This window comes from Streptomyces sp. PTY087I2 (genome assembly GCF_001687325.1).
Lineage (GTDB): Bacteria > Actinomycetota > Actinomycetes > Streptomycetales > Streptomycetaceae > Streptomyces.
In genome coordinates this window covers 306,652-329,059 of the sequence record NZ_LZRD01000004.1, presented here as the reverse complement: position 1 = coordinate 329,059, position 22,408 = coordinate 306,652, and the positions used below count along the sequence as shown (strand labels likewise).

19 protein-coding genes are annotated in these 22,408 nt (G+C 72.1%); 4 read left to right on the top strand and 15 right to left on the bottom strand.

Annotated elements, in window-relative coordinates; genetic code table 11:
• From A3Q37_RS35425 to rimP, 4 genes are all read right to left on the bottom strand, one after another.
• Positions 1-456 (bottom strand): translation initiation factor IF-2 N-terminal domain-containing protein (locus A3Q37_RS35425; RefSeq protein WP_176711356.1); only part of this gene is annotated, 456 nt, incomplete at its 3' end.
• Positions 457-604: 148 nt separating this feature from the next.
• On the bottom strand, positions 605-883 hold the full coding sequence (locus tag A3Q37_RS06295) for a YlxR family protein (protein ID WP_006127967.1): 279 nt from the start codon (positions 881-883) through the stop codon (positions 605-607).
• Between the two features lie 113 nt (positions 884-996).
• Positions 997-2,037: a transcription termination factor NusA gene (gene nusA, locus A3Q37_RS06290; RefSeq protein WP_006127966.1), complete on the bottom strand. Its 1,041-nt coding sequence runs from the start codon at positions 2,035-2,037 to the stop codon at positions 997-999.
• A 2-nt stretch (positions 2,038-2,039) separates the two neighbouring features.
• The gene (gene rimP, locus A3Q37_RS06285; RefSeq protein WP_065478684.1) at positions 2,040-2,543 is read right to left on the bottom strand and encodes a ribosome maturation factor RimP; all 504 of its coding nucleotides are present in this window, start codon (positions 2,541-2,543) and stop codon (positions 2,040-2,042) included.
• A 176-nt stretch (positions 2,544-2,719) separates the two neighbouring features.
• Here rimP and A3Q37_RS06280 point away from each other — a divergent pair, with 176 nt between their 5' ends.
• From A3Q37_RS06280 to A3Q37_RS06270, 3 genes are read left to right on the top strand one after another with little or no spacing between them, the layout of a single operon-like run.
• Positions 2,720-3,280 (top strand): hypothetical protein, encoded by a 561-nt coding sequence (locus A3Q37_RS06280; protein WP_065478681.1) that lies wholly within the window; start codon positions 2,720-2,722, stop codon positions 3,278-3,280.
• Positions 3,277-3,795 (top strand): ferritin-like domain-containing protein, encoded by a 519-nt coding sequence (locus tag A3Q37_RS06275; RefSeq protein ID WP_065478677.1) that lies wholly within the window; start codon positions 3,277-3,279, stop codon positions 3,793-3,795. Before A3Q37_RS06280 ends, A3Q37_RS06275 begins: the two co-directional genes overlap by 4 nt.
• Positions 3,796-3,827: 32 nt before the next feature.
• Positions 3,828-4,757 carry an aminoglycoside phosphotransferase family protein gene (locus A3Q37_RS06270; protein WP_065478674.1) on the top strand — a complete coding sequence of 310 codons (930 nt, stop codon included), beginning with the start codon at positions 3,828-3,830 and terminating at the stop codon, positions 4,755-4,757.
• A 133-nt stretch (positions 4,758-4,890) separates the two neighbouring features.
• On the opposite strand, the gene A3Q37_RS06265 is transcribed toward A3Q37_RS06270, so the two are convergent.
• From A3Q37_RS06265 to A3Q37_RS06230, 8 genes are all read right to left on the bottom strand, one after another.
• Positions 4,891-6,594, bottom strand: coding sequence for a proline--tRNA ligase (locus tag A3Q37_RS06265; protein ID WP_065478671.1), 1,704 nt, complete (start codon positions 6,592-6,594; stop codon positions 4,891-4,893).
• Between the two features lie 69 nt (positions 6,595-6,663).
• Positions 6,664-7,236: a GNAT family N-acetyltransferase gene (locus A3Q37_RS06260; protein WP_065478667.1), complete on the bottom strand. Its 573-nt coding sequence runs from the start codon at positions 7,234-7,236 to the stop codon at positions 6,664-6,666.
• Positions 7,237-7,283: 47 nt separating this feature from the next.
• Complete coding sequence (locus tag A3Q37_RS06255) at positions 7,284-8,129, bottom strand: GNAT family N-acetyltransferase (protein ID WP_065478660.1); 846 nt, start codon at positions 8,127-8,129, stop codon at positions 7,284-7,286.
• 152 nt (positions 8,130-8,281) lie between these two features.
• The gene (ispG, locus tag A3Q37_RS06250; RefSeq protein WP_065478657.1) at positions 8,282-9,439 is read right to left on the bottom strand and encodes a flavodoxin-dependent (E)-4-hydroxy-3-methylbut-2-enyl-diphosphate synthase; all 1,158 of its coding nucleotides are present in this window, start codon (positions 9,437-9,439) and stop codon (positions 8,282-8,284) included.
• Between the two features lie 173 nt (positions 9,440-9,612).
• Positions 9,613-10,923, bottom strand: a complete 1,311-nt coding sequence (locus A3Q37_RS06245; protein WP_065478653.1) for an RIP metalloprotease — start codon at positions 10,921-10,923, stop codon at positions 9,613-9,615.
• Positions 10,920-12,173 (bottom strand): 1-deoxy-D-xylulose-5-phosphate reductoisomerase, encoded by a 1,254-nt coding sequence (gene dxr / locus A3Q37_RS06240; protein ID WP_065478650.1) that lies wholly within the window; start codon positions 12,171-12,173, stop codon positions 10,920-10,922. The genes A3Q37_RS06245 and dxr overlap by 4 nt, the downstream gene beginning before the upstream one ends.
• A 126-nt stretch (positions 12,174-12,299) precedes the next feature.
• Complete coding sequence (gene aroA, locus A3Q37_RS06235) at positions 12,300-13,541, bottom strand: 3-phosphoshikimate 1-carboxyvinyltransferase (RefSeq protein WP_065478647.1); 1,242 nt, start codon at positions 13,539-13,541, stop codon at positions 12,300-12,302.
• 132 nt (positions 13,542-13,673) lie between these two features.
• Positions 13,674-15,629 carry an acyl-CoA dehydrogenase family protein gene (locus tag A3Q37_RS06230; protein WP_065478644.1) on the bottom strand — a complete coding sequence of 652 codons (1,956 nt, stop codon included), beginning with the start codon at positions 15,627-15,629 and terminating at the stop codon, positions 13,674-13,676.
• A 221-nt stretch (positions 15,630-15,850) separates the two neighbouring features.
• Between A3Q37_RS06230 and A3Q37_RS06225 the strand changes: the two genes are divergently transcribed.
• A complete protein-coding gene (locus A3Q37_RS06225) occupies positions 15,851-16,141 on the top strand; it encodes a hypothetical protein (protein WP_065478639.1) in 291 nt (96 codons plus the stop codon).
• Between the two features lie 157 nt (positions 16,142-16,298).
• Here the strand turns inward: A3Q37_RS06225 and A3Q37_RS06220 are convergent, their stop codons facing one another.
• From A3Q37_RS06220 to A3Q37_RS06210, 3 genes are all read right to left on the bottom strand, one after another.
• Complete coding sequence (locus A3Q37_RS06220; RefSeq protein WP_065478637.1) at positions 16,299-17,744, bottom strand: aldehyde dehydrogenase family protein; 1,446 nt, start codon at positions 17,742-17,744, stop codon at positions 16,299-16,301.
• Between the two features lie 429 nt (positions 17,745-18,173).
• Entirely contained in the window at positions 18,174-19,748 is a 1,575-nt protein-coding gene (locus A3Q37_RS06215) for a PucR family transcriptional regulator (protein WP_065478634.1), read from the bottom strand.
• A 196-nt stretch (positions 19,749-19,944) separates the two neighbouring features.
• Positions 19,945-22,341 carry an ATP/GTP-binding protein gene (locus A3Q37_RS06210; protein ID WP_065478631.1) on the bottom strand — a complete coding sequence of 799 codons (2,397 nt, stop codon included), beginning with the start codon at positions 22,339-22,341 and terminating at the stop codon, positions 19,945-19,947.
• Between the last annotated feature and the right edge of the window lie 67 nt (positions 22,342-22,408).

Genomic DNA, 22,408 nt, shown 5'->3' with positions numbered 1-22,408 from the left:
CGGGGCCTGCGGGGCGGCCGGGCGCTCCGGTGCCGGGGCCGAGAACTCGGCGGCCGGGACCGGGGTGGCCGGTGCCTTCGGGGCAGGCCTCGGGCCCGGACGGGGGCCCGCCGACGGCGCGGAGGGCGCTGCCGGGGTGCTGCTGGGGGCCTCGGCGGCGGCCGGCTTGGGGGCCGGGGCGCCGGGCTTCGGGGCAGCGGGACGTGCCGCAGCGGCCGGGGAGGGCGCTGCGGGCTTCGCGGGCGTCGCCTTACGGGGCGCGCCAGGCTTGGCAGCGGGCTTGCCGGCGTTGCCGCCGGGCCCCTGCAATGCGTCGGTCAACTTGCGCACAACCGGCGCCTCGATCGTCGAGGACGCCGAACGGACGAATTCACCGAGTTCTTGGAGCTTGGCCATGACGACCTTGCTCTCGACGCCGAACTCCTTGGCGAGTTCGTATACCCGGACCTTAGCCACTTCGCTCCTTTTAGGTCCGGGTTACCGCCGGACCGTCGCTACTTCATGGGCGTACTCATCGCGTACTCATCGAGTGCTCATCGCAATCTCGACCTACTTCCAACTCGCGAGGTACCTGACCGCACGGGGTCCCGTGCCGTTCACTTTCTTACGGTGTCACCCGTTCGACGAACCGCGTGAGTGCCGCGGTGTCGAACGGCCCCTTGGCCTTGAAGGCCCGGGGGAATGCCCGGCGGCGAACCGCCAGGTCGAGACAGACAGAGGTGGGGTGCACATACGCACCCCGGCCGGGCAGCGTACCGCGTGGATCAGGGGCGCAGGCGCCCTCGTCCACCACGATGCGCAGCAGCTCGCTCTTGGTCACTCGCTCCCGGCATCCCACGCAGGTTCGCTCGGGGCAAGCGCGGGCTTGCGTCCGGCCAGACACGTTTAAGTCTACCTCCCCGTACCGACCTCACCCCTTTGGGGCAAAAATCGAACGGATGTTGTCGTGATCTCAGCGGCGTGCGTCCAAGATCTATTCCCTGGAGCGGCTCCGGGTCAACGCCTTTCCGAGCGCTCCCGGGCCCGCTCGGCCCGCTCGCGGTCGGCGTTCTCCCGCTCCTCGTCCGTCTCGGTGTCCGGCCGGATGTCGATCCGCCAGCCGGTGAGGCGGGCGGCGAGGCGGGCGTTCTGTCCCTCTTTGCCGATCGCCAGCGACAGCTGGTAGTCCGGCACGGTGACGCGGGCGGAGCGGGCGCCGAGGTCGACGACCTCGACCTTGCTCACCCGGGCGGGCGAGAGCGCGTTGGCGACCATCTCGGCCGGGTCGTCGGACCAGTCCACGATGTCGATCTTCTCGCCGTGCAGCTCGGCCATGACGTTGCGCACCCGGCTGCCCATCGGGCCGATGCAGGCACCCTTGGGGTTCAGTCCCGCGCGGGTGGAGCGTACGGCGATCTTGGTGCGGTGACCGGCCTCGCGGGCGATGGCCTCGATGACCACCGAGCCGTCCGCGATCTCCGGGACCTCCAGCGCGAAGAGCTTCTTCACCAGGTTGGGGTGGGTGCGCGAGAGCGTCACCGACGGGCCGCGGACGCCCTTGGCGACCCGGACGACGTACGTACGCAGACGCAGGCCGTGGGTGTACTCCTCGCCCGGGACCTGCTCCTGCACCGGAAGGATGGCTTCCAGCTTGCCGATGTCGACCAGGACGTTCTTGGGGTCCTTGCCCTGCTGGACGACGCCGGTGACGACGTCGCCCTCGTGGCCGGCGTACTCGCCGAAGGTCTTGTCGTCCTCGGCGTCGCGCAGCCGCTGGAGGATGACCTGCTTGGCGGTGGTCGCCGCGATCCGGCCGAATCCGGAGGGGGTGTCGTCGAACTCCTTGGGCTCCTGGCCCTCTTCGAGGTCGGCCGGGTCCTCCTTGGCCCACACGGTGACGTGGCCGTTCTCGTCGAGCTTCACGCGCGCGCGGCGGTAGCTGCCGTCGGTGCGGTGGTACGCGATGAGGAGGGCCGACTCGATCGCCCCGACGAGCACGTCGAAGGGGATCTCCTTGTCCTGCGCCAAGCCCTTCAGAAGCTTCACATCGATGTCCACGGCTACGCCTCCTCTTCCTTCTTGTCCTTGCGGTTGAATTCGATCTCCACGCGCGCCTTGGCGATCTCGTCGAAGGCGAGGCGGCGGGCGGTGGGCTTGCGGCCCTTGACGCCGGGCACTTCGAGGTCGAGCCCGTCCTCGTCGACGGCGAGGATGCGGGCGACCAGCTCGCCGGAGCCGCCGCCGGTCAGGTGGAACCTGGCCAGTCGGCCGGTGGCGCGTACGTAGTGGCGGTGCTCGGTCAGCGGGCGGTCCGCGCCGGGGGAGCTGACTTCGAGGACGTACTCGCCCTCGCCCATCGCGTCGGTCTCATCCAGCTTCTGCGAGATCGCGCGGCTCAGCTCCGCACAGGCGTCCAGCTCCACGCCCTCCTCGGAGTCCACGATGACCCGCAGCACTCCCCGTCGGCCGGCCCGGGACACCTCGATCTCCTCGAGGTCCAGCTGCTGCGCGCTGACGAGCGGTTCCAGCAGCCCGCGCAGCCTCTCGCTCTGGGTGGTGCTCATCCGGGTGACTCCTCGGCCGCGTGTGCTGTTGTGGGGATCGTCGTGCGTCAGGTCAAAGGGTATCCGGTCGCCAGGGGTGTTGCCGTCCGCCTGCCGCTCGGCCGCGGGTACGCTCGCCTGCGGTGATCACATCAGGACAGATCCTGTCAGGACCGGTCCAGGCCCGAAGGAGAAACGTGCGGCGCACGGGGACGACGCGCAGGGGGGCGCTCACCGCGACGGGAGCGCTCGCCCTGGGTGCGGTGCTGACCGGCTGCGGGGGCGACGACGAACCCGCCGGGGGGAAGAAGCCCGCCCGGGACACCACCGCGAAGGCTGAGAAGACACTGCGCGAGAAGGCGGTGCGCGACGGCGCCCTTCTGCTCGCCCAGTACGACCTGGTGGCCGAGGCGCATCCGGCCACGGCGGCGGGACTCGTACCGCTGCGGGCGGCCGTGGCCGAGCACGGCAAGGCGCTGGCGCCGCCGCGCGCGAAGGACGCACCGAAGAAGAACGAATCGGAGAAAGGTGCGCCGAAGGGCGACGAGGCTCCTCCGGCACCCCCCGGTCCGGTGTCGGCCGATCCGAAGGCCGCGGTGCGGGAGCTGGCCGTCGCCGAGCGCCGCCGGGCCGACGCGTACGCCGAGGCCCTGCTGAGCGCCGGACCGGAGCTGGCCCGGCTGCTGGCCTCGGTGGCGGCGGCCGCGGCGGCGCACGCGTATCTGCTGACCGAACTGGCCGAGGAGACAGCCGTATGAGCACCCGTTCGATCCGGCGGTCCGATGACGACTCCGACTCCCCCGAGCTGACCGCCGTACAGGCCGCCCTGGCCGCCGAACACGCCGCCGTGTACGGGTACGGCGTGCTGGGCGGCCGTCTCGACGGGAAGCGGGGATCCGAGGCCCGGTCGGCGCACGACGCGCACCGGGCCCGCCGGGACGCGCTGGCGCGCACCGCCCGGGACCTGGGCGGACGCCCGGTGGCCGCGAACGCCGCGTACGCCCTGCCGTTCGCCGTGCCGGACGGGCGGGCGGCGGTGCGGCTCGCCGCGGTCCTGGAGGACCGGGTCGCGGGCGCCTACGCCGATCTCGTACGGGCCACCGAGGGCCCCCGGCGCAAGGACGCCGCGGGCGCGCTGCGGGAGGCCGCGGTGCGGTCGGCCCGGTGGCGGGGCGGCAACGTAGCCTTTCCGGGGCTCGCCGAGCGGGCCGCCGGCGCGGATCCGGCCGCGACGGGCCCGGTGGAGGCCGCGGGCGCGGACGGGACGCGCTGATCCGAAGGATCCGGAAAGGGAACACACGACGTATGGGTTGCGAACCGCCGCAGCGCCTGGTACGCGCGCTCGGTGAGATGTACGGGGACGCCGCGGCGGCCGACTGGCTGGCCGGGCTCCCCGCGCTGACCGAGCGGGCGCTCGCCGCCGGGGACGGCCTGACCGTGGAGCGGGTGGCCGCCCCCGGCGGGCGCAGCTCCCTGGTGGTGCTGGTGCGGCGGGCCGACGGGACCCCGGCCGCCCTGAAGATCGCCCCGCCGGTCGCCGCGCCGGAGCTGGAGCGGGCGGCGCTGGAGCACTGGAACGGCTGGGGCGCGGTGCAGCCGCTGGACGCCCCGGACCCGGCCGGAGCGGAGTCCGGCGCGTCGGGGGTGCTGCTGCTGGAGCGGCTGCACCCCGAGGTGTCGCTGCGCTCGCTGCCGGAGGCGAAGGCCCTGCTGGAAGCGGCGGGCACGCTGCGCCGGCTGTGGGTGGAGCCGCCCGCCGGGCACACCTTCGAGACGGTGGCCGGTCGGACCAAGGCGCAGAGCGCCGGGATGCGGGCGGCCGCCGAGGCCGACCCGGAGCTGGCGCCGCTGGTGGACGCGGCGCTCGCGGCCCGGGCGGAGCTGGTCGAGAACGCGCCCGAACTGCTTCTGCTGCACGGCAACTTCCGGCAGAGCAAGGTGCTGTCCGGGGAGCGGGCGCCATGGCTGACGGTGGGCCCCGAGCCGCTGGTGGGCGAGCGCGCCTATGACCTGGCGCGGCTGGTGCGGGACCGGGCGGAGGATCTGATCGCCTCCCCCGGCGGCCCGGCGACGGCGCGGCGGCGGGTCAAGAAGCTGGCGGAGTCGCTGGAGGTGGAGCAGGCGCGGCTGCACGGCTGGACGCTGTTCCGGGCGGTCGAGTCGGGCACCCGCGCGCTGGCCGAGGGGCGGCGGCAGATGGGCGAGGTGAACCTGGAGTTCGCGGGCTGGCTGTAACGGTTCTCCGTACGGACGGGAAGGGGCCCCCACGCTCGGTGCGCGGGGGCCCTCGTCGTACGCCGATGTGCCGAGCAGGCACGGGCGAAGGCCCCCGCGCAACGCGTGCGCGGGGGCCTTTCCCATCGGCTGATCAGGCCAGGTCGGCCGTCAGGCGGGCGATCGCCTCGTCGACGGTCAGTTCCTCGCGCTCGCCGGTGCGGCGGTCCTTCAGCTCCAGGACGCCGTCGGCGGAGCGGCGGCCCGCGACCAGGATCTTGGGCACGCCGATCAGCTCGGAGTCGGTGAACTTCACGCCGGGCGAGACGCCGGGGCGGTCGTCGACCAGGACGCGCAGGCCGGCCGCGTTGAGCTTCTCCGAGACCTCCAGGGCCAGTTCGGTCTGGAGGGCCTTGCCCGCGGCGACGACGTGGACGTCGGCCGGGGCGATCTCGCGGGGCCAGCACAGGCCCTTGTCGTCGGCGGTCTGCTCGGTGAGCGCGGCCACGGCGCGGGAGACGCCGATGCCGTACGAGCCCATCGTGACGCGGACGGGCTTGCCCTGCTGGCCGAGGACGTCGAGCTGGAAGGTGTCGGCGTACTTGCGGCCGAGCTGGAAGATGTGGCCGATCTCGATGGCGCGGTCCAGGACGAGGCCGGTGCCGCACTGGGGGCAGGGGTCGCCCTCCTCGACGACGACGACGTCCAGGTACTCGTCGACCTCGAAGTCGCGGCCCGCGACGACGTTCTTCGCGTGCTTGCCCTCCTTGTTGGCGCCGGTGATCCAGGAGGTGCCGGGGGCGACGCGGGGGTCGGCGAGGTAGCGGACCTTCTCCAGGCCCTGGGGGCCGACGTAACCGCGTACGAGGTCGTCGCGGCCGACGAAGTCCTCGGCGGTGACCAGCTCGACGACGGCGGGGGCCAGGTGCTCGCCGAGCTTGCCGAGGTCGACCTCGCGGTGGCCGGGGACGCCGACGGCGACGATCTCGCCGTCCACCTTGACCAGCAGGTTCTTCAGCGTGGCGGAGGCGGGGACGCCCAGGTGCTCGGCGAGGGTCTCGATGGTCGGGGTGTCGGGGGTGTCCAGCTCCTCGACCGCGCCGTGCGCCGAGCCGTCGACCGGGGCGAGCGCGAAGGTCACGGCCTCGGTGTTGGCGGCGTAGTCGCAGTTCGGGCAGTCGGCGAAGGTGTCCTCACCGGCGGCCGCGGGCGCCAGGAACTCCTCGGAGGCGGAGCCGCCCATCGCGCCGGAGACGGCGGAGACGATGCGGTGGTCCAGGCCCAGGCGCTCGAAGATCTTGATGTACGCGGCCCGGTGCAGGGCGTAGGAGTGCGCCAGGCCCTCGTCGGTGGTGTCGAAGCTGTACGAGTCCTTCATCTGGAACTCGCGGCCGCGGAGCACGCCGGAGCGGGGGCGGGCCTCGTCGCGGTACTTCGTCTGGATCTGGTAGAGCATCACCGGCAGGTCCTTGTAGGACGTGCACTGGTCCTTGACGGTCTGGGTGAAGATCTCCTCGTGGGTCGGGCCCAGGAGGTAGTCGCCGCCCTTGCGGTCCTTGAGGCGGAAGAGCAGGTCGCCGTACTCCTCCCAGCGGCCGGACGCCTCGTAGGGCTCCTTGGGCAGCAGGGCGGGCAGCAGGACCTCCTGGGCGCCGATGGCGTCCATCTCCTCGCGGACCACGTTGGAGATGTTGTCCAGGACCTTCTTGCCGAGCGGCAGCCAGGTCCAGATGCCGGCCGCGTTGCGGCGCACGTACCCGGCGCGGACCAGCAGCTTGTGGCTGAGCGTCTCGGCGTCCGCCGGGTCGTCGCGCAGTGTCTTGATCATCAATCGGGACATGCGCTGGACCTGGGCCATGGTGAACTCCTGCTCGCGAAAGTGGTGAGCCCGAGGTTAGCCGGGGGGTGCGGGCAGGCGGAAATCCATTCAGGCCCGGGGCCGCTGGAGCGGCAGGGGCGCTCCCATGACCGCGTACGGCTGCGGGGCGCTCGGGAAGACGACCTGGCGGGCCAGGTCGCGGTAGCCGAGGGCGCGGTAGAGGGCGCGGGCCGGGCTGTCCTTGTCGATCGCCGAGAGGATCGACCGGGGGTGGTCGACGGCGTCGGTGATGGTGGTGATCAGGGTGCGGCCGATGCCGCGCTGCTGGTGGTCGGGGTGGACATGGAGTTCGGTGATGACGAAGGAGTCGTCGAGCCAGCCGTCCGCCCCGGTGGCCCGCAGATAGGGCTCGACGACGGTGGACCACCACTGGGAGCGGTCGTTGGGCAGCCCGTAGACGAAGCCGACGAGCCGTCCGTCGGGGGTGGTGGCGCCGAGTGCCCGGGCGCGGGGGTGTTCCAGGTGCCTGAGGACGATGTGGCGGCGTACGTCGATCTCTTCCCGGCTGAGTCCGAAGGCGGCCGCCTGGACGTGCAGGGCTTCGTCGACGCGGGCGGCGAGGTCGACGGGGCCGATCCGGGCGTCGGGTGCCGCGGGTCCTTCTGCGGGGGCTGCTGCCATGCGGGAACCCTACTGGCCCGGGCGGGTGCCCGGGTGAGCGCGGCGGCTCAGAACAGGACGCTCATGAACGCGCCGACCTCGCGGAAGCCGACGCGGTGGTAGGCCTTGCGGGCGGGGGTGTTGTAGTCGTTCACGTACAGGCTGACGACGGGGGCGACGTCGGCGAGGGCGTAGCGCAGGACGGCGGCCATGCCCGTCTCGGAGAGGCCCTTGCCGCGGTGTTCGGGGGCGACCCAGACGCCTTGGATCTGGCAGGCCTGGGGGGTGGCCGCGCCGATCTCCGCCTTGAAGACGACCTTGCCGTCGTCGATACGGGCGAAGGAGCGGCCGGTGCTGATGAGTTCGGCGACGCGGGCCTGGTAGAGGAGGCCGCCGTCGCCGGCGAGCGGCGAGATGCCGACCTCCTCGGTGAACATGGCGACGCAGGCCGGCATCAGGACCTCCACCTCGTCCTTGCGGATGCGGCGGACGAGCGGGTCGGGCGTGATGTCGGCGGCCGGGCTCTCGGTGACCATGAGGGGCTGGTTGGCGCGGACCTCGCGGGCGGGTCCCCAGCTGGGTTCGAGGAGCCGCCACAGCTGGGTGGTGGGGTCGGCGGGGCCGACGATGGACGAGCAGCGGCGGCCGGCCCGGCGGGCGCGGTCGGCGAAGGCGCGGACGGCTTCGGGCCCGGCACAGATGGGGACGAGGTTGGCGCCGGAGTAGCACAGGGAGCGGAGCCTGCCGTCGGCGTACCAGCCCCACATCTCGCCGCCGAGGCGCCAGGGGTCGAGCCCCGCGACCTGCACGCGGGACGTCACGAAGGCGTTGGCGACGGGCTCGCTCTCGAGAATGGCGAGCGCGGCGCCGAGGTCGCTGGGTTCGAGGACCCGGGTAGTGGTGTGCGTCAACACGAGGGGGCCTCACCATACGGTCTGCTGATTTCCGCACTGTAACCGACAAAACCCTCGAACACCGCTCGAGTCCGGGAGACGGCCTTCGCGGACGCGGCCGCCCCGCCGGGCACGAAGGCTGGCGGGGCGGTGATCGTGCGGAAAGATGCAGGTCAGGCGCCGATGGAGACCTGGGGTTCGCCGGACGCGATGCCGTCCTTCTCCATCTGCTCGGCGATCTTCATGGCCTCTTCGATGAGGGTCTCGACGATCTTCGACTCGGGGACGGTCTTGATGACCTCGCCCTTCACGAAGATCTGGCCCTTGCCGTTGCCGGAGGCGACGCCGAGGTCGGCCTCGCGGGCCTCGCCGGGGCCGTTGACGACGCAGCCCATGACCGCGACGCGCAGCGGCACCTCCATGCCCTCCAGACCGGCGCTGACCTGGTCGGCGAGCTTATAGACGTCGACCTGGGCGCGGCCGCAGGACGGGCAGGAGACGATCTCCAGGCGGCGCTGCTTGAGGTTCAGCGCCTCCAGGATCTGGAGTCCGACCTTGACCTCCTCGGCCGGCGGGGCCGAGAGGGAGACGCGGATGGTGTCGCCGATGCCCTCGGAGAGCAGCGCGCCGAACGCGACGGCGGACTTGATGGTGCCCTGGAACGCCGGTCCAGCCTCGGTGACGCCGAGGTGGAGCGGGTAGTCGCTCTGGGCGGCGAGCTGGCGGTAGGCGTTGACCATGACGACCGGGTCGTTGTGCTTGACCGAGATCTTGATGTCGCCGAAGCCGTGCTCCTCGAAGAGGGACGCCTCCCACAGGGCGGACTCGACGAGGGCCTCGGGGGTGGCCTTGCCGTACTTCTTCAGGAGCCGGGCGTCCAGGGAGCCGGCGTTGACGCCGATCCGGATCGGGGTGCGGGTCTCGGAGGCCGCCTTGGCGATCTCCTTGACCTTGTCGTCGAACTGCTTGATGTTGCCCGGGTTGACCCGGACGGCCGCGCAGCCGGCGTCGATCGCGGCGAAGACGTACTTCGGCTGGAAGTGGATGTCGGCGATCACCGGGATCTGCGACTTCTTCGCGATGGTGGCCAGCGCGTCGGCGTCGTCCTGCGTCGGGCAGGCGACCCGGACGATCTGGCAGCCGGACGCCGTCAGCTCGGCGATCTGCTGGAGCGTGGCGCCGATGTCCGACGTACGGGTCGTCGTCATCGACTGCACGGAAACGGGTGCGTCGCCGCCGACCGCGACCGAGCCGACCTGGATCTGTCGGCTGACCCTTCGGTCGGCGAGCTTGGTCGGAACGGCCGGCATTCCGAGAGAAATCGCAGTCATGCGCTGTGCATCCCCAAGGTGTGGATCAAGGTCCCGAGATCGGCGGGCTCCAGCCTTCGAGGTTACGGCACCGGAGCCCCGGCGGCCGCACCCGTGTCGACATGTCCATCCGTTGGTGAGCGACCGGACACAACGCGTGTGCCCGGTCGCAACCTGTGACGTGGAAGGAACGATCAGGTGATCTTGACGGGGTTCACGATGTCGGCCACCAGGACCAGCAGCGTGAAGCAGATGAAGAGTCCCGCGACCACATAGGCGACCGGCATCAGCCGGGCCACGTCGAACGGGCCCGGGTCGGGGCGCCGGAAGACCTTGGCCACATTGCGCCGCAGCGACTCCCAGAGCGCGCCCGCGATGTGTCCGCCGTCCAGCGGGAGCAGCGGGAGCATGTTGAACAGGAACAGCGACAGGTTGAAGCCGGCGAGCAGGAACAGCATCATCGCGACCTGGTTCTGGGCCGGGATGTCGAGGTTCATCACCTCGCCGCCGATCCGGGCCGCGCCGACCACGCCGACCGGCGAGTCGTCGGCCCGTTCGCCGTCGCTGAAGGCGGCGTCCCAGAGGGCGGGGATCTTGCCGGGCAGGGCGATGATGGAGTCGACGCCGTTCTCGATCATGTCGCCCATGCGGACGACGGAGTCGCCGAAGGAGAGCGGCACGATCTCGGTCTGGGCTGCGAAGCCGAGGTAGCCCGCCGTGACGAACTCGTTCGGGATGACCTCGCCCCGGCTGTCCTTCTTGGCGACCTTGTTCTCGCGCAGGACCGCGTCGAGCGTGACTTCCTTGCCGTCGCGTTCGACGACGATGGTGGCGGGGCCGATCGTCTCGCGGATGCGGTCCGAGAGGGTCGCCCAGTCGTCGACCTTCGTACCGGCGAAGGCGATGATCTTGTCGCCCTCGCGGAGCCCGGCGGCCTTGGCGGGCGAGGGGTCGTCGCCGGCCTTGCAGGTCTGGCGCTTCTCGCTCTGCGAGATCACGCACTGCTGGACGCCGCCGACCTCGGTGGTCTGGGTCTGGAAGCCGAAGGTCATCGCGACGCCCATGAAGATGGCGACCGCGAGGACCAGGTTCATGAAGGGGCCGGCGAACATGACGATGACGCGCTTCCACGGCTTGCGCGTGTAGAAGAGGCGCTTCTCGTCGCCCGGCTCCAGCTCCTCGAAGGCGGCGGAGCGGGCGTCCTCGATCATGCCGCGCCACGGTGAGGTGGAGCGGGCTTCGAGACGGCCGTCGGGGCCCGGCGGGAACATCCCGATCATGCGGATGTAGCCGCCGGCCGGGATGGCCTTGATGCCGTACTCCGTGTCGCCCTTCTTCTTCGACCAGAGCGTGGGGCCGAACCCGACCATGTACTGCGGGACCCGGATGCCGAACATCTTGGCCGTGGAGAGGTGGCCCAGCTCGTGCCAGGCGATGGAGAAGAGCAGGCCCACGACGAAGACGGCGATCCCCAGGACCGTCAGCAGGATCGAGGTCAGACTCATGCGCGCGCCTCCGCTGTCGCTTTCGCCGAGAGTTCCCGGGCCCGTGCGCGGGCCCACGTTTCCGCTTCGAGGACGTCCGCGACGCTGAGCGAGGTTCCCGGGGCGGGGGTGCCGTGTTCGGACACCACAGCCGTGACCGTATCCATGATTCCGTTGAAGGGCAGCTGTCCGGCGAGGAAAGCGTCGACGCATTCCTCGTTGGCCGCGTTGAACACGGCGGGCGCGGTGCCGCCGAGGCCGCCGACGTGCCGGGCGAGACCGACGGACGGGAAGGCCTCGGTGTCCAGCGGGAAGAACTCCCACGTGGAGGCCTTCGACCAGTCGAAGGCGGGGGCCGCGTCCGGGACCCGCTCGGGCCAGCCGAGGCCGATGGCGATGGGGCCGCCCATGTCGGGCGGGGTGGCCTGGGCGAGCGTGGAGCCGTCGGTGAACTCGACCATGGAGTGCACGTACGACTGCGGGTGGACCACGACCTCGATCCGGTCGAACGGGATGTCGTAGAGGAGGTGCGCCTCGATGACCTCCAGGCCCTTGTTGACCAGGGTCGCGGAGTTGATCGTGATGACCGGTCCCATGGCCCAGGTCGGGTGGGCGAGGGCCTGCTCGCGGGTGACGTCGGCCAGCTCCTCGCGCGTACGGCCCCGGAAGGGTCCGCCGGAGGCGGTGACGACGAGTTTGCGGACGTCGGCGCGTTTACCGGCCGCCAGCGCCTGGAAGAGCGCGGCGTGCTCGGAGTCGACCGGGATGATCTGGCCGGGGGCGGCGAGCGCCTTCACCAGCGGGCCGCCGACGATCAGCGACTCCTTGTTGGCGAGGGCGAGCGTGCGGCCCGCGCTCAGCGCGGCGAGGGTCGGGGCGAGCCCGATGGAGCCGGTGATGCCGTTGAGCACGGTGTGGCAGGCGCTCGCGGCGAGGGTGGTGGCCGCGTCGGGTCCGGCGAGGATCTCGGGGAGCGGCTCACCGGCCCCGTACTGGTCCCGCAGCGCCTCGCGCAGGGCGGGGACCGCGTCCTCGGCGGCGACGGCGACCGTGTTCACGCGCAGCCGGCGGGCCTGCTCGGCCAGCAGGGCGACCCGGCCGCCGGCGGCCGAGAGCGCCGTGACCCGGAAGCGGTCGGGGTTGCGCAGGACCAGGTCGATGGCCTGGGTGCCGATGGACCCGGTGGAGCCGAGGATCACGAGATCCCGGCGGCCGTCCGCGGCGTCGAAGAGGAGATGCGGATCGGCGAGGGGGGCGGGGCTGTCGCTCATGCCCCCATTGTTGCCGCTCCGGCTGTGCGCGGGGACAGCGCGTCCCGGGTGAGCCGCGCATCGGCCACGGAGGCGGGGCCGGTCGTCAGCCCTGAAGGGCACGGGCATCAGCCCCCGCGACCCCGTTCAGTGCCCCTGGAGGTCGTGCGCGAAGTCCGCGAACACGTCGTGGAACGCCGGGAACGTCTTGCGTACGCAGCCGGGATCGTCGTACGTCAGGCCCGGTGTGCGCAGTCCGGCGACGGCGAAGGACATCACGATGCGGTGGTCGCCGTGGGTGGCGATCTCGGTGGGCTTCGGCGTACCGGGGTGGATCTCGATCCGGTCCGGGCCGGTGTGCACGGTGATGCCCATGGCGCGCAGGTTCCCGGCGCACGCCTCCAGCCGGTCGCACTCCTTGACCCGGGTGTTGGCGACGTCCTCGATGACGACGGGCCCGTCCGCGTAGGGCGCGATCGCGGCGAGGGTCGGCATGGTGTCGGAGATGTCGCGCATGTTGACGGTGATCCCGCGCAGCCGGCCGCCGGAGCGGACGGTGGTGGCATCGGCGCCGACGCTCACCTCGGCGCCCATGTCCCGCAGGACGTCGACGAAGCGCAGATCGCCCTGGAGCGCGCCGGTGCCGAGGCCGGGGACGGTGACCTCGCGGCCGGTGAGCGCTGCGGCGGCGAAGAAGTAGCTCGCGGTGGAGGCGTCGGGCTCGACGGCGTAGGAGGTGGCCCGGTAGCCGCCGGGAGGGACGGCGAAGGTGTTCCCCTCCCGCTCCACCTCCACGCCGAAGTCGCGCATCATCGCGAGGGTGATCTCGACGTACGGCGCGGAGACCAGCTGGGTGACCTCGATGCGCAGGCCCTTCGCGGTGAGCGGCCCGAGCATCAACAGGGCGGTGAGGTACTGGGACGACTCCCCCGCGTCCAGGGTGAGTTCGCCGCCCTCGATCCCGGCGGCGCGCACGGTCAGCGGGTGGTGCCCTTCTTCTCCCCCGTGGCGCAGGTCGACGCCGAGGGCGGTGAGGGCGCGGGTGAGCGGGGCGAGCGGGCGGCGGCGCATCTGGGCGGAGGCGTCGAAGCGGTACGTGCCGGAGGCGGCGGCCGCGACGAGGGTGGGCAGGAAGCGGGCGGTGGTCGCGCCGTCGCGGCAGTAGACGTCGGCGTCGGTGGCGGCGGGCCCGGCCGGACGCCCCTGGACGCGCCAGCGGTCGGCCTCCTGCTCGACCGCGTAACCGAGGTTCTTCAGCCCTTCGGCGAAGCCCTCGGTGTCGTCCGAGCGCAGCGGCCGCAGCAGGGTGGTGGTGCCGTCGGCCGCGGCGGCGAGGAAGAGGGCGCGGGCGGTGACGGACTTGGAGCCGGGGATGTCGATGACGGTCACGGCGCTCATCCTGCCCTGCGGAGGGCGGGCGGGGCGGGGTGCGTCCGGTGCGTGGACGCGGCGGGCGTGGTGGGCGCTGTAAGCGCTGTGGGCGCACCCGCCGTGCCGGACGTACCCCGTACGGTGCCGTGCCTAGCGGACCGGCCGGTGCTGGTTCTCCTGGACGGAGGGGCCGGGGGTGGCGTCCGCGATCCAGGGGCCCTCGCCACTCGGGTCGATGACGCCCTCCTCCAGCCAGGTGTACGTCCCCGACAGGACGCCGTCGACGACGCGCCGGTCGAGGTCGTCGGTGTTGGACCACAGCCGGCCGAACAGCTCCTCCACCCGGATGCGGGACTGCTGACAGAAGGCATCGGCGAGCTGGTAGGCCTCACGGCCGTGCTCCCCCGCCCCGCGCAGATGCTCGGCACGGACGCAGGCGGCGCTCATCGCGAAGAGTTCGGCGCCGATGTCGACGATCCGGCCGAGGAAGCCCTGTTTGGTCTCCATCCGGCCCTGCCAGCGGGACATGGCGTAGAAGGTGGACCGGGCGAGCTTGCGCGAGCACCGCTCGACGTAGCGGAGATGCCCGGAGAGGTCGCGGTGCCCGGCGGGATGGAACTCCCCGTACGTACGAGGCAGCTGCCCGGCCCCGGTGACGAGCTGGGGCAGCCAACGGGCGTAGAACCCGGCGGCGTTGGCCCCGGCCTTGGCTTTCGCGCCGAGGGGCTTGTCGGGATCGATGATGTCACCGGCGACCTTGAGGTGGGCGTCGACGGCCTCACGGGCGATCAGCAGGTGCATGATCTCGGTGGAGCCCTCGAAGATCCGGTTGATGCGCATGTCGCGGAGCATCTGCTCGGCCGGGACGGCCCGTTCGCCGCGGGCGGCCAGCGAATCGGCGGTCTCGAAACCGCGCCCGCCGCGGATCTGGACGAGTTCGTCGGCGATCAGCCAGCCCATCTCGGAGCCGTACAGCTTGGCGAGGGCGGCCTCGATGCGGATGTCGTTGCGGTCCTCGTCGGCCATCTGCGAGGAGAGGTCGACGATGGCCTCCAGGGCGAAGGTGGTGGCCGCGATGAAGGAGATCTTGGAGCCGACCGCCTCGTGCTTGGCGACGGGCCGGCCCCACTGCTCGCGTACGGCGGACCATTCGCGGGCGATCTTCAGCGACCACTTGCCGACGCCCACGCACATCGCGGGCAGCGAGAGGCGGCCGGTGTTGAGGGTGGTCAGGGCGATCTTCAGCCCGGCCCCCTCGGGCCCGATCCGGCAGGCACCGGGCACCCGGACGCCGTGGAAGCGGGTGACGCCGTTCTCGATGCCGCGCAGCCCCATGAAGGCGTTGCGGTGCTCCACGGTGACGCCGGGGGCGTCGGCCTCGACGACGAAGGCGGTGATGCCACCGGGGTGCCCCTCGGATGCGGGGACCCGGGCCATGACGACGAGCAGATCGGCGACGACGCCGTTGGTGGTCCAGAGCTTCACGCCGTCGAGGAGGTAGTCCGGCCCCTCGGGCACGGCGGTGGTGGCGAGGCGGGCCGGGTCGGAGCCGACGTCCGGTTCGGTCAGCAGGAAGGCGGAGATGTCGGTGGTGGCCAGCCTGGGCAGGTAGACGTCCTTCTGCTCCTGGGTGCCGAAGATCTTCAGGGGCTGCGGTACGCCGATCGACTGATGCGCGGAGAGCAGCGCGCCGATCGCGGGGCTGGCGGAGCCGACGAGAGCGAGCGCCTTGTTGTAGTACACCTGGGTGAGTCCGAGCCCGCCGTACTTGGTCTCGATCTTCATCCCGAGGGCGCCGAGCTCCTTGAGCCCGCTGATGACTTCATCCGGGATCCGCGCCTCGCGTTCGATCCGCGCGCTGTCGATGTGCGTCTCGCAGAACGCCCGCAGCCGCGCCAGGAACTCCTCGCCGCGCCGTATGTCGTCGGGCGGCGGCAGGGGATGCGGATGGATCAGATCGAGCCGGAACCGCCCCAGGAACAGCTCCTTGGCGAAGCTGGGCTTGCGCCAGTCCTGCTCCCGGGCGGCCTCGGCGACCCGTCGCGCTTCACGCTCGGTGACTTTGGGGGCCTTGGGGACCTGGGGCGTGTTGTGTGGTGCGGACATGAGGGACCTCACCTCGCCGCGCATGACCAGGAGGGATGATCCGCCCGGACGCACGGACTGCTAGTCGCTGCTTACTGGTCCGTATGTAACCCGTGTACCCGCGGTTCGGCACCCGCACCAGTCCTCGCGCACGAGGTGGACTGCTCGGGCGAAGGTTCGTGGGTCCGTACTGTGCGTCCTTCACGACTGTGCGTCCTTCACGCACCCTTGGAGGCTCCCGAATGTCCCTGATACCTCCGCTGCTGGGCGGCGCTGTGTTCCTGGCCGGCCTCGCGCTGGCGGCCGACCACCGCGGGGCGGCCCGGTGGGTCGTGGAGGTTCTGCTGAACCCGGCCCACGCCGATCCGAGCCTTCTGCGGCGCTACGCCCGGCGGGGAATCGAACATCCGCAGATGGACTTCTACCGCGACGCACTCCGGCAGCGGCGGCTCGTGCGGTTCTGGGGAGGACTCGCGTCCGCCCTCGGCCTCCTCGTCCTGACGATGAGCACGGTGTTCTTGGTGCTCGGCTGATGGCCGATCGCGGCGGGCGTCCCGCTTCGGGACCGTCTGCCCCGGGAAGAGGCAGGAACGGCCCGAACCCCCGCACAGTGGGTTCGGGCCGTCCGTTGCGCGCCCCCGCCCGTGCTCGCTGTCCGGGCGGGGGCGTGGGCGGGGGTCGTCCGGGGTGTTACAGGGCGAGGCCCGTGAGGACCAGGACGCGTTCGTAGGTGTAGTCGTCCATGGCGTAGCGGACGCCCTCGCGGCCGACGCCGGACTGCTTGGCGCCGCCGTACGGCATCTGGTCGGCGCGGTACGAGGGGACGTCGCCGATGATCACGCCGCCGACCTCCAGGGCGCGGTGGGCGCGGAAGGCGGTCTGGAGGTCGTGGGTGAAGACGCCTGCCTGGAGGCCGTACTTGGAGGAGTTGACGGCGGCGAACGCCTCGGCCTCGCCGTCGACCTTCTGGAGGGACATGACCGGGCCGAAGACCTCTTCGCAGGCGAGCTGCACGTCGTCCGGGAGGCCCGCCAGGACCGTCGGGGTGTAGGTGGCGCCGTCGCGCTTGCCGCCGGTGAGGAGTTCGGCGCCGCCCTGGACGGCCTCGTCGACCCAGGACTCCACGCGCTTCGCCGCGTCCTCGCTGACCAGGGGGCCGACGTCGGTGGTGGCGTCGGCCGGGTCGCCGGTGGCCAAGGCCTCGACGGCGGCGACGATCTTCGGGACCAGGCGGTCGTAGACCGAGGCGTCCGCGATGACGCGCTGGACCGAGATGCAGGACTGGCCGCCCTGGTAGTTGGAGAAGGTGGCGATCCGGGTGGCCGCCCAGTCCAGGTCCTCGTCCGAGGCGTAGTCGCCGAGGACGACCGCCGCGCCGTTGCCGCCCAGCTCCAGGGTGCAGTGCTTGCGCGGCACCGACTCCATGATCGCGTAGCCGACCGGGCCCGAGCCGGTGAAGGAGATGACCGGCAGGCGCTCGTCCTGGACCAGGGCGGGCATCTTGTCGTTCGGGACCGTCAGGACGGACCAGGAGCCCGCCGGGAGGTCGGTCTCGGCCAGCAGCTCGCCCAGGATCAGGGAGGAGATGGGGGTGGCCGGGGCCGGCTTCAGGATGATCGGGGCGCCGACGGCGATGGCCGGGGCCACCTTGTGGGCGCTGAGGTTCAGCGGGAAGTTGAAGGGCGCGATGCCCAAGACCGCTCCGCGCGGGAAGCGGCGGGTCAGGCCCAGGCGGCCCGTGCCGCCGAGGTCGGTGTCCAGGCGCTGCGCCTCGCCGCCGTTGAAGCGGCGGGCCTCCTCGGCCGCGAACCGGAACACCGAGATCGCCCGGCCGACCTCGCCTCGGGCCCACTTGATCGGCTTGCCGTTCTCCGCCGAGATCAGCTGCGCGATCTCCTCGGTGCGCTCCCCCAGCCGCCGTACGACGTGGTCGAGGGCCGCGGCCCTCACGTGCGCCGGGGTGGCGGCGAACTCGTCGCGCACGGCATGGGCGGCGGCGACGGCCTCCTCGACCTGGGCGTCGGTCGGCACGCTGACGGTGCCGACGAGGCGTCCGTCGTACGGGTTGGTGACGTCGAAGCTGTCGGCACCGGTGGCCCGGCGGCCGGCCACCCAGAAGGCATGGGGCGAAGTCATGGAGGTTCCGGCCCTTCGGAGGTCGTGAGGAGGAGATCGTGAGGTGGTGATGACGTACGTCGTGGGCGCCCGGAAGGCTCCCCTCTGTGGTCCCACGGTAGGGCGGACAGGCGCTCAGGGCGTTTGTCCGGCGTGGAGCGGAGCGGGGGCCGGGTGCTCCGAATTGGCGGAAGACGTGTCCGTGGCGCGCGAGACGTCCGCTCGGCGGGTGGCGTTCGGTGCGCGACGGGCGGCGGTCAGTCCTCCGGCAGGTGGCGTTCCGTCCTCGGCGGGCGGCGGTCGGCTCTCCGGCGGGTGGCGGTCACTCCTCGACGGGCGGCGGTCAGTCCTCCGGCGGGTGGCGTTCCGTCCTCGACGGGCGGCGGCCAGCCCTCCGACAGGTGGCGCTCAGCCCTCGACGCGCGGCGGGCGTCCCCCTGCTGGTGGCGTTCACTCCTCGACAGGCGTGCTCGCCGCCGTCGCCTTGAGGGCGAGCCACAGCTCCATGCGGACGTCCGGGTCGTCCAGCGAGCGGCCGAGGATCTCCTCCACCCGGCGCATCCGGTAGCGCAGGGTGTGGCGGTGCACGCCCAGGTCGGCGGCGGCGGCGTCCCACTGGCCGTGGCGGGAGAGCCAGGCGCGCAGGGAGGCCACGAGGTCGCCGCGGCCCTTGGCGTCGTGTTCGCGCAGGGCGCGGAGCATGCCGTCGGCGAAGGCCCGTACGGCGTCGTCGGCGAGGAGCGGGAGGACCGAGCCTGCGGCCAGTTCCTCGTGCTCGACCAGGGCCCTGCCCCGGCGGCGGGCGACGGAGAGGGCCTGTTCGGCCTGCTTGTACGCGGCGGAGACGGCGATCGGGCCGGCGGGGGCGGAGAGCCCCACCACGATGTCGTTGTCCTCGGCGCCGCCTTCGCGCGGGGCGCGGTCGTCCTGGGCCTCGGCGTAAGCCGCGCAGGCGGCGACGGCCGAGCCTCCGTCGGCGGCGAGCACGACGACGCGTTCGCCCTCGGGGACCAGGAGCAGCGCCTCGCCGGTGCGGGCGGCGGCGGCCTCCATCGTCTCGGTCAGCGGCTCGGGTCCGGCGGGCGCGGCGGCTTCGGCGATGAGCAGCCGGAACGGGGCGTCGAGGAGGTCGCCGTAAAGGTCTCCGGCGACGGCCCGGGCGTGGTCGGGCTGCCCGGCGAGCAGCATGCGCAGGACGGCGGCGCCCAGGCGTTGCTCGGCGCCCTGGAGGGAGCGGGAGCGGGCGGTGGTCAGGGTGAGCAGGGCGACGGCGGAGTGCACGGCGTACCGTTCGGCGGTCCCGAGCGCCGCTCCCGTACCGACGGCCAGGGCGCCGCGCGCCCGGCGGCCGGTGCCCAGCGACTGGAGCTCCACCCGGTCCTCGCTGTCGGCGACGACGATGCTGGCGGGTGCGGGCCGGTCCCGGAGGCGTTCGACGTCGGGGGTGAGGGCGGCGGCGCGGCGGGCGGCCCAGTCGGGGGCGGCGGCGAGGACGGCGCCGGAGGTGTCGTACAGGGCGGCCCAGCCGTCGATGTGGGCGGCGAGCCGGGCGAGGAGGTCGGCGGGCCCGTCCCCGGCGAGCGCGGCCTTCGTCAGCTCCCGCTGGGCCTCGAAGCCGGCGGTGACCGCGCGGTACTGGTCGGCGGCGATGGCGGCGGAGACGGCCTTGCTGATGGCGAGGAACGGGGTGCGGCGGGGCACTTCGAGAAGCGGCAGGCCCGCTTCCTCGGCGGCTTCGACGAGCGCTTGCGGGACGTCGTCGTAGTTGACGCCGACCGCGAAGCCGACCCCGGCGACTCCGGCTCCGGCCAGCCGCCGTACGTACCGCCGCATGGAGTCGGCGTTCTCGGCGTCGAGGTTGGTGGCGGTCACGAGGAGGAGTTCGCCGCCGTCCATGTACGGGACGGGGTCGGCGAGCTCGCTGGCGTGGGCCCAGCGCACGGGGGTGTCGAGCCGGTCCGCGCCCGCCCGCACGGTGAGCTTGAGCGCCGAGTGCTGGACGAGCGAGGCGAGCGTGGGGGGCATGGGCCGGGAACCCTCGGGGTCGGGGATGAGGTCGCGCGCGCCGCCGTACGGACGACCGGTCCCCCGGCCGCGACGGCGACCCCGCATTTCGCCGTCCCGTATGAACGACTCCCTCCGATTCTGCCAGGCTGGCAGGGTGCCGGTAACCGCTCTCCGTCGACCGTCGCGTTACTTCCCGGTAGCCGTTTCGGTCGTCTCAGCCGTCCAGGTGGACCAGGAGAGGGGGTGCGTGTTCTCCCTGGACGGTCGTGAGAGAGAGCACCGCGTGCCCGGCCGGAACCTCGTACGCCAGCTCCGAGGCGGACCAGCGCTCGCGCTCCACCTGTCGTACGGTCACGGCGTCCGTGGTCACGGCCTTGCCGGTGACGAGCTTGCGCAGGGCGTGCATGGCGCGGGTGAACGGCTGATCGGCGAAGACGGTGTGCTGGGCGACCTCGCGGGTCTCCACCCATTCCTTGCCCCAGGCCTCGGCGAAGCGTTTGCCTTCCCAGGTGGTGATGCCGGGGAACGTCATCAGACAACCGACCGCACCGAGCAGCGCGGCGTGGAGATGCGGCCCAACATCATCAAGGGATCGCACGGCGAGGACTGCTCCGGCGTTCAACTGCCGCAGCCGTTGCACCGCCCGGACGGAGTCGGTGGTCATGGCGCTCGCGGCGTCATCGAGCACGAGCGCCGCGAACAGCGACGTGTCGCGACGGGCTCCGACGCTGGACACGAACTGCGCGAGGACCAACCGGGTGAGAATGCGCGAGGCCTCGGGGTGGCTCCGCTCGGGCAGCACGATCCGGACACGTACCGGATGCTCCAGGGCGCGCAGGGAGAAGGGCCGTGATCGCCCCCGGGTGTCGAAGAAGGCGCTGAAGGCGGGCCTGTCGAGGAAGGCGACCCGGTCCGCGAGCACCCCGCTGAGATCCGCGGACGTGCCGAGCTGACGTTCGCGTGCGTCGACTTCCCGTAGATAGGAACGGTGCTCCTCCGGATGGAGGTCTTCGCGGAGCCGGTCCAGCGCCTGGCGGCCGCCGTCGAGGAGTTCTCTCAGTTCCGGCAGCGACGGAAAGCGGCCGTGGACGGCGTTGAAGGGACCGATCAGCTGGCCCAGCGTCACGGCGGCGCGGCGGCTGTCGACGTCCGGCAGGTCACCGGTGAAGGCCTCCGACAGGAGCATCGCGGCCTCGTCCGGATCGGTGACCCCGCCATACAGATCGAGGTCGTACAACGACCCGGCATCACCGATCTTCACCACGACGTCGTAGGAATCCTCGGGCCCCAGCTCGACGCCTTCGGCGGAGACGACGACCACGGCCGCCCGGCCGGCCAGAGCCTGGAGGGACAGCGACTCCACCACGGGCCTCACCAGGCGCCGCGTCCGGTCCGGGCCGTGAGGGCCGACGGCAAGGAGTGAGGTGCCGAGGACTGCGGGGTCGAGAGCCGCTCCCGCACCTCGCCGCGCGGAAGGAGTGCGCGGATGCTCCGCATAGGCGCCCATCCTCACCTGCGCGGTCAGCAGATCGTGGGTGGCTGCGCGGACCGGGAGATCGCGGGCTCCGGAGGGATGCAGACAGGCCGCCGCCCCCTGCTTCATCACTCCGTCGACGAAGACACCGGCGGACAGCGCCCCGGCTTCCACTCGCGACCACGCATGACCGATCCGGGCGCAGTCGACATCGTTCATGCGTCGGGCCGCCACCTCGGCGGCCAGCCTGTCGGCGGCCCCGGGCTGTCCCGCCGCCCGCAGGTGCGGCCATCCCGCGGGGTCTTCCCCCGTCCCGGGTGCGGTCTCGGGGAGGGCGACGGGTGCGGCGGGCTTCCGGAAGAAGTCCAGCCACCCGCCCGTCCGGGCGAACGGCCACAGCAGGGCCGCCGCGATCAGGACGTAAATGGCCACGCCCACGACGGCGGCCACCTGCGGATCGCCCCTGAGCACGGACACGGGGACCAGCACATGGAGGATCGCGTAGAAGAAGGGGAGCAGACTCGTTCCCAGGACGATCCACACCACCAGGAGCCCCGAAAGCGCGGCGCCGAGCGCCCTGCCCGGCTGCGGCCTGTCCAGGACGACCCTTCGGTACAGCGCCGGCCAGTTGCCGAGCCGCCCGCAGAAGTAGATCAGGAGGGCGGCGAAGAGGCTGTTGTAGACGGCACTGGCCGTCCGCGCCGACTGCCCGGGCTCACCACGCCACCAGTCGGAGGGTGTGAACAGTTTCAGAGGGAGCCGCTGCACCGCGATGTAGTCGGTGCGCCAGACCGCCCAGGCGAATACGCCACAGGCGATCGAGATGAGCGCGCCCACGACCAGCGCACGGGTGGGCACCTCGTCGGCGTCGTCGGCCGCCTTCGGCCGGTGCCCGTAGCGCCAGAGGCCCGGCTCGGCGTCCGCGCGATGCGCCCGGAGCCAGTTCCGCGCGTCGAAGACGGCCGCGGGAGACCGGGGCGGCACCGGCGGCATGGGGGGCGGAGGCGAGGCCGGCCCGGGGACTCGGGCGATTCCGGCATCGATTCCGAAGGGGCGGTCGAGCCGCCGCGCGTCGGCATCGTCCGCACTCTGCCCGCCCTGCTCACGCCGCGCGTCGTACGTGCCCTCGGTGCCCATTGCCACTGCTCCCCTGACGTGCCAAGGCGGTATTTAGGTGCAGTCGTTCAATCTAGTACCCGGATTC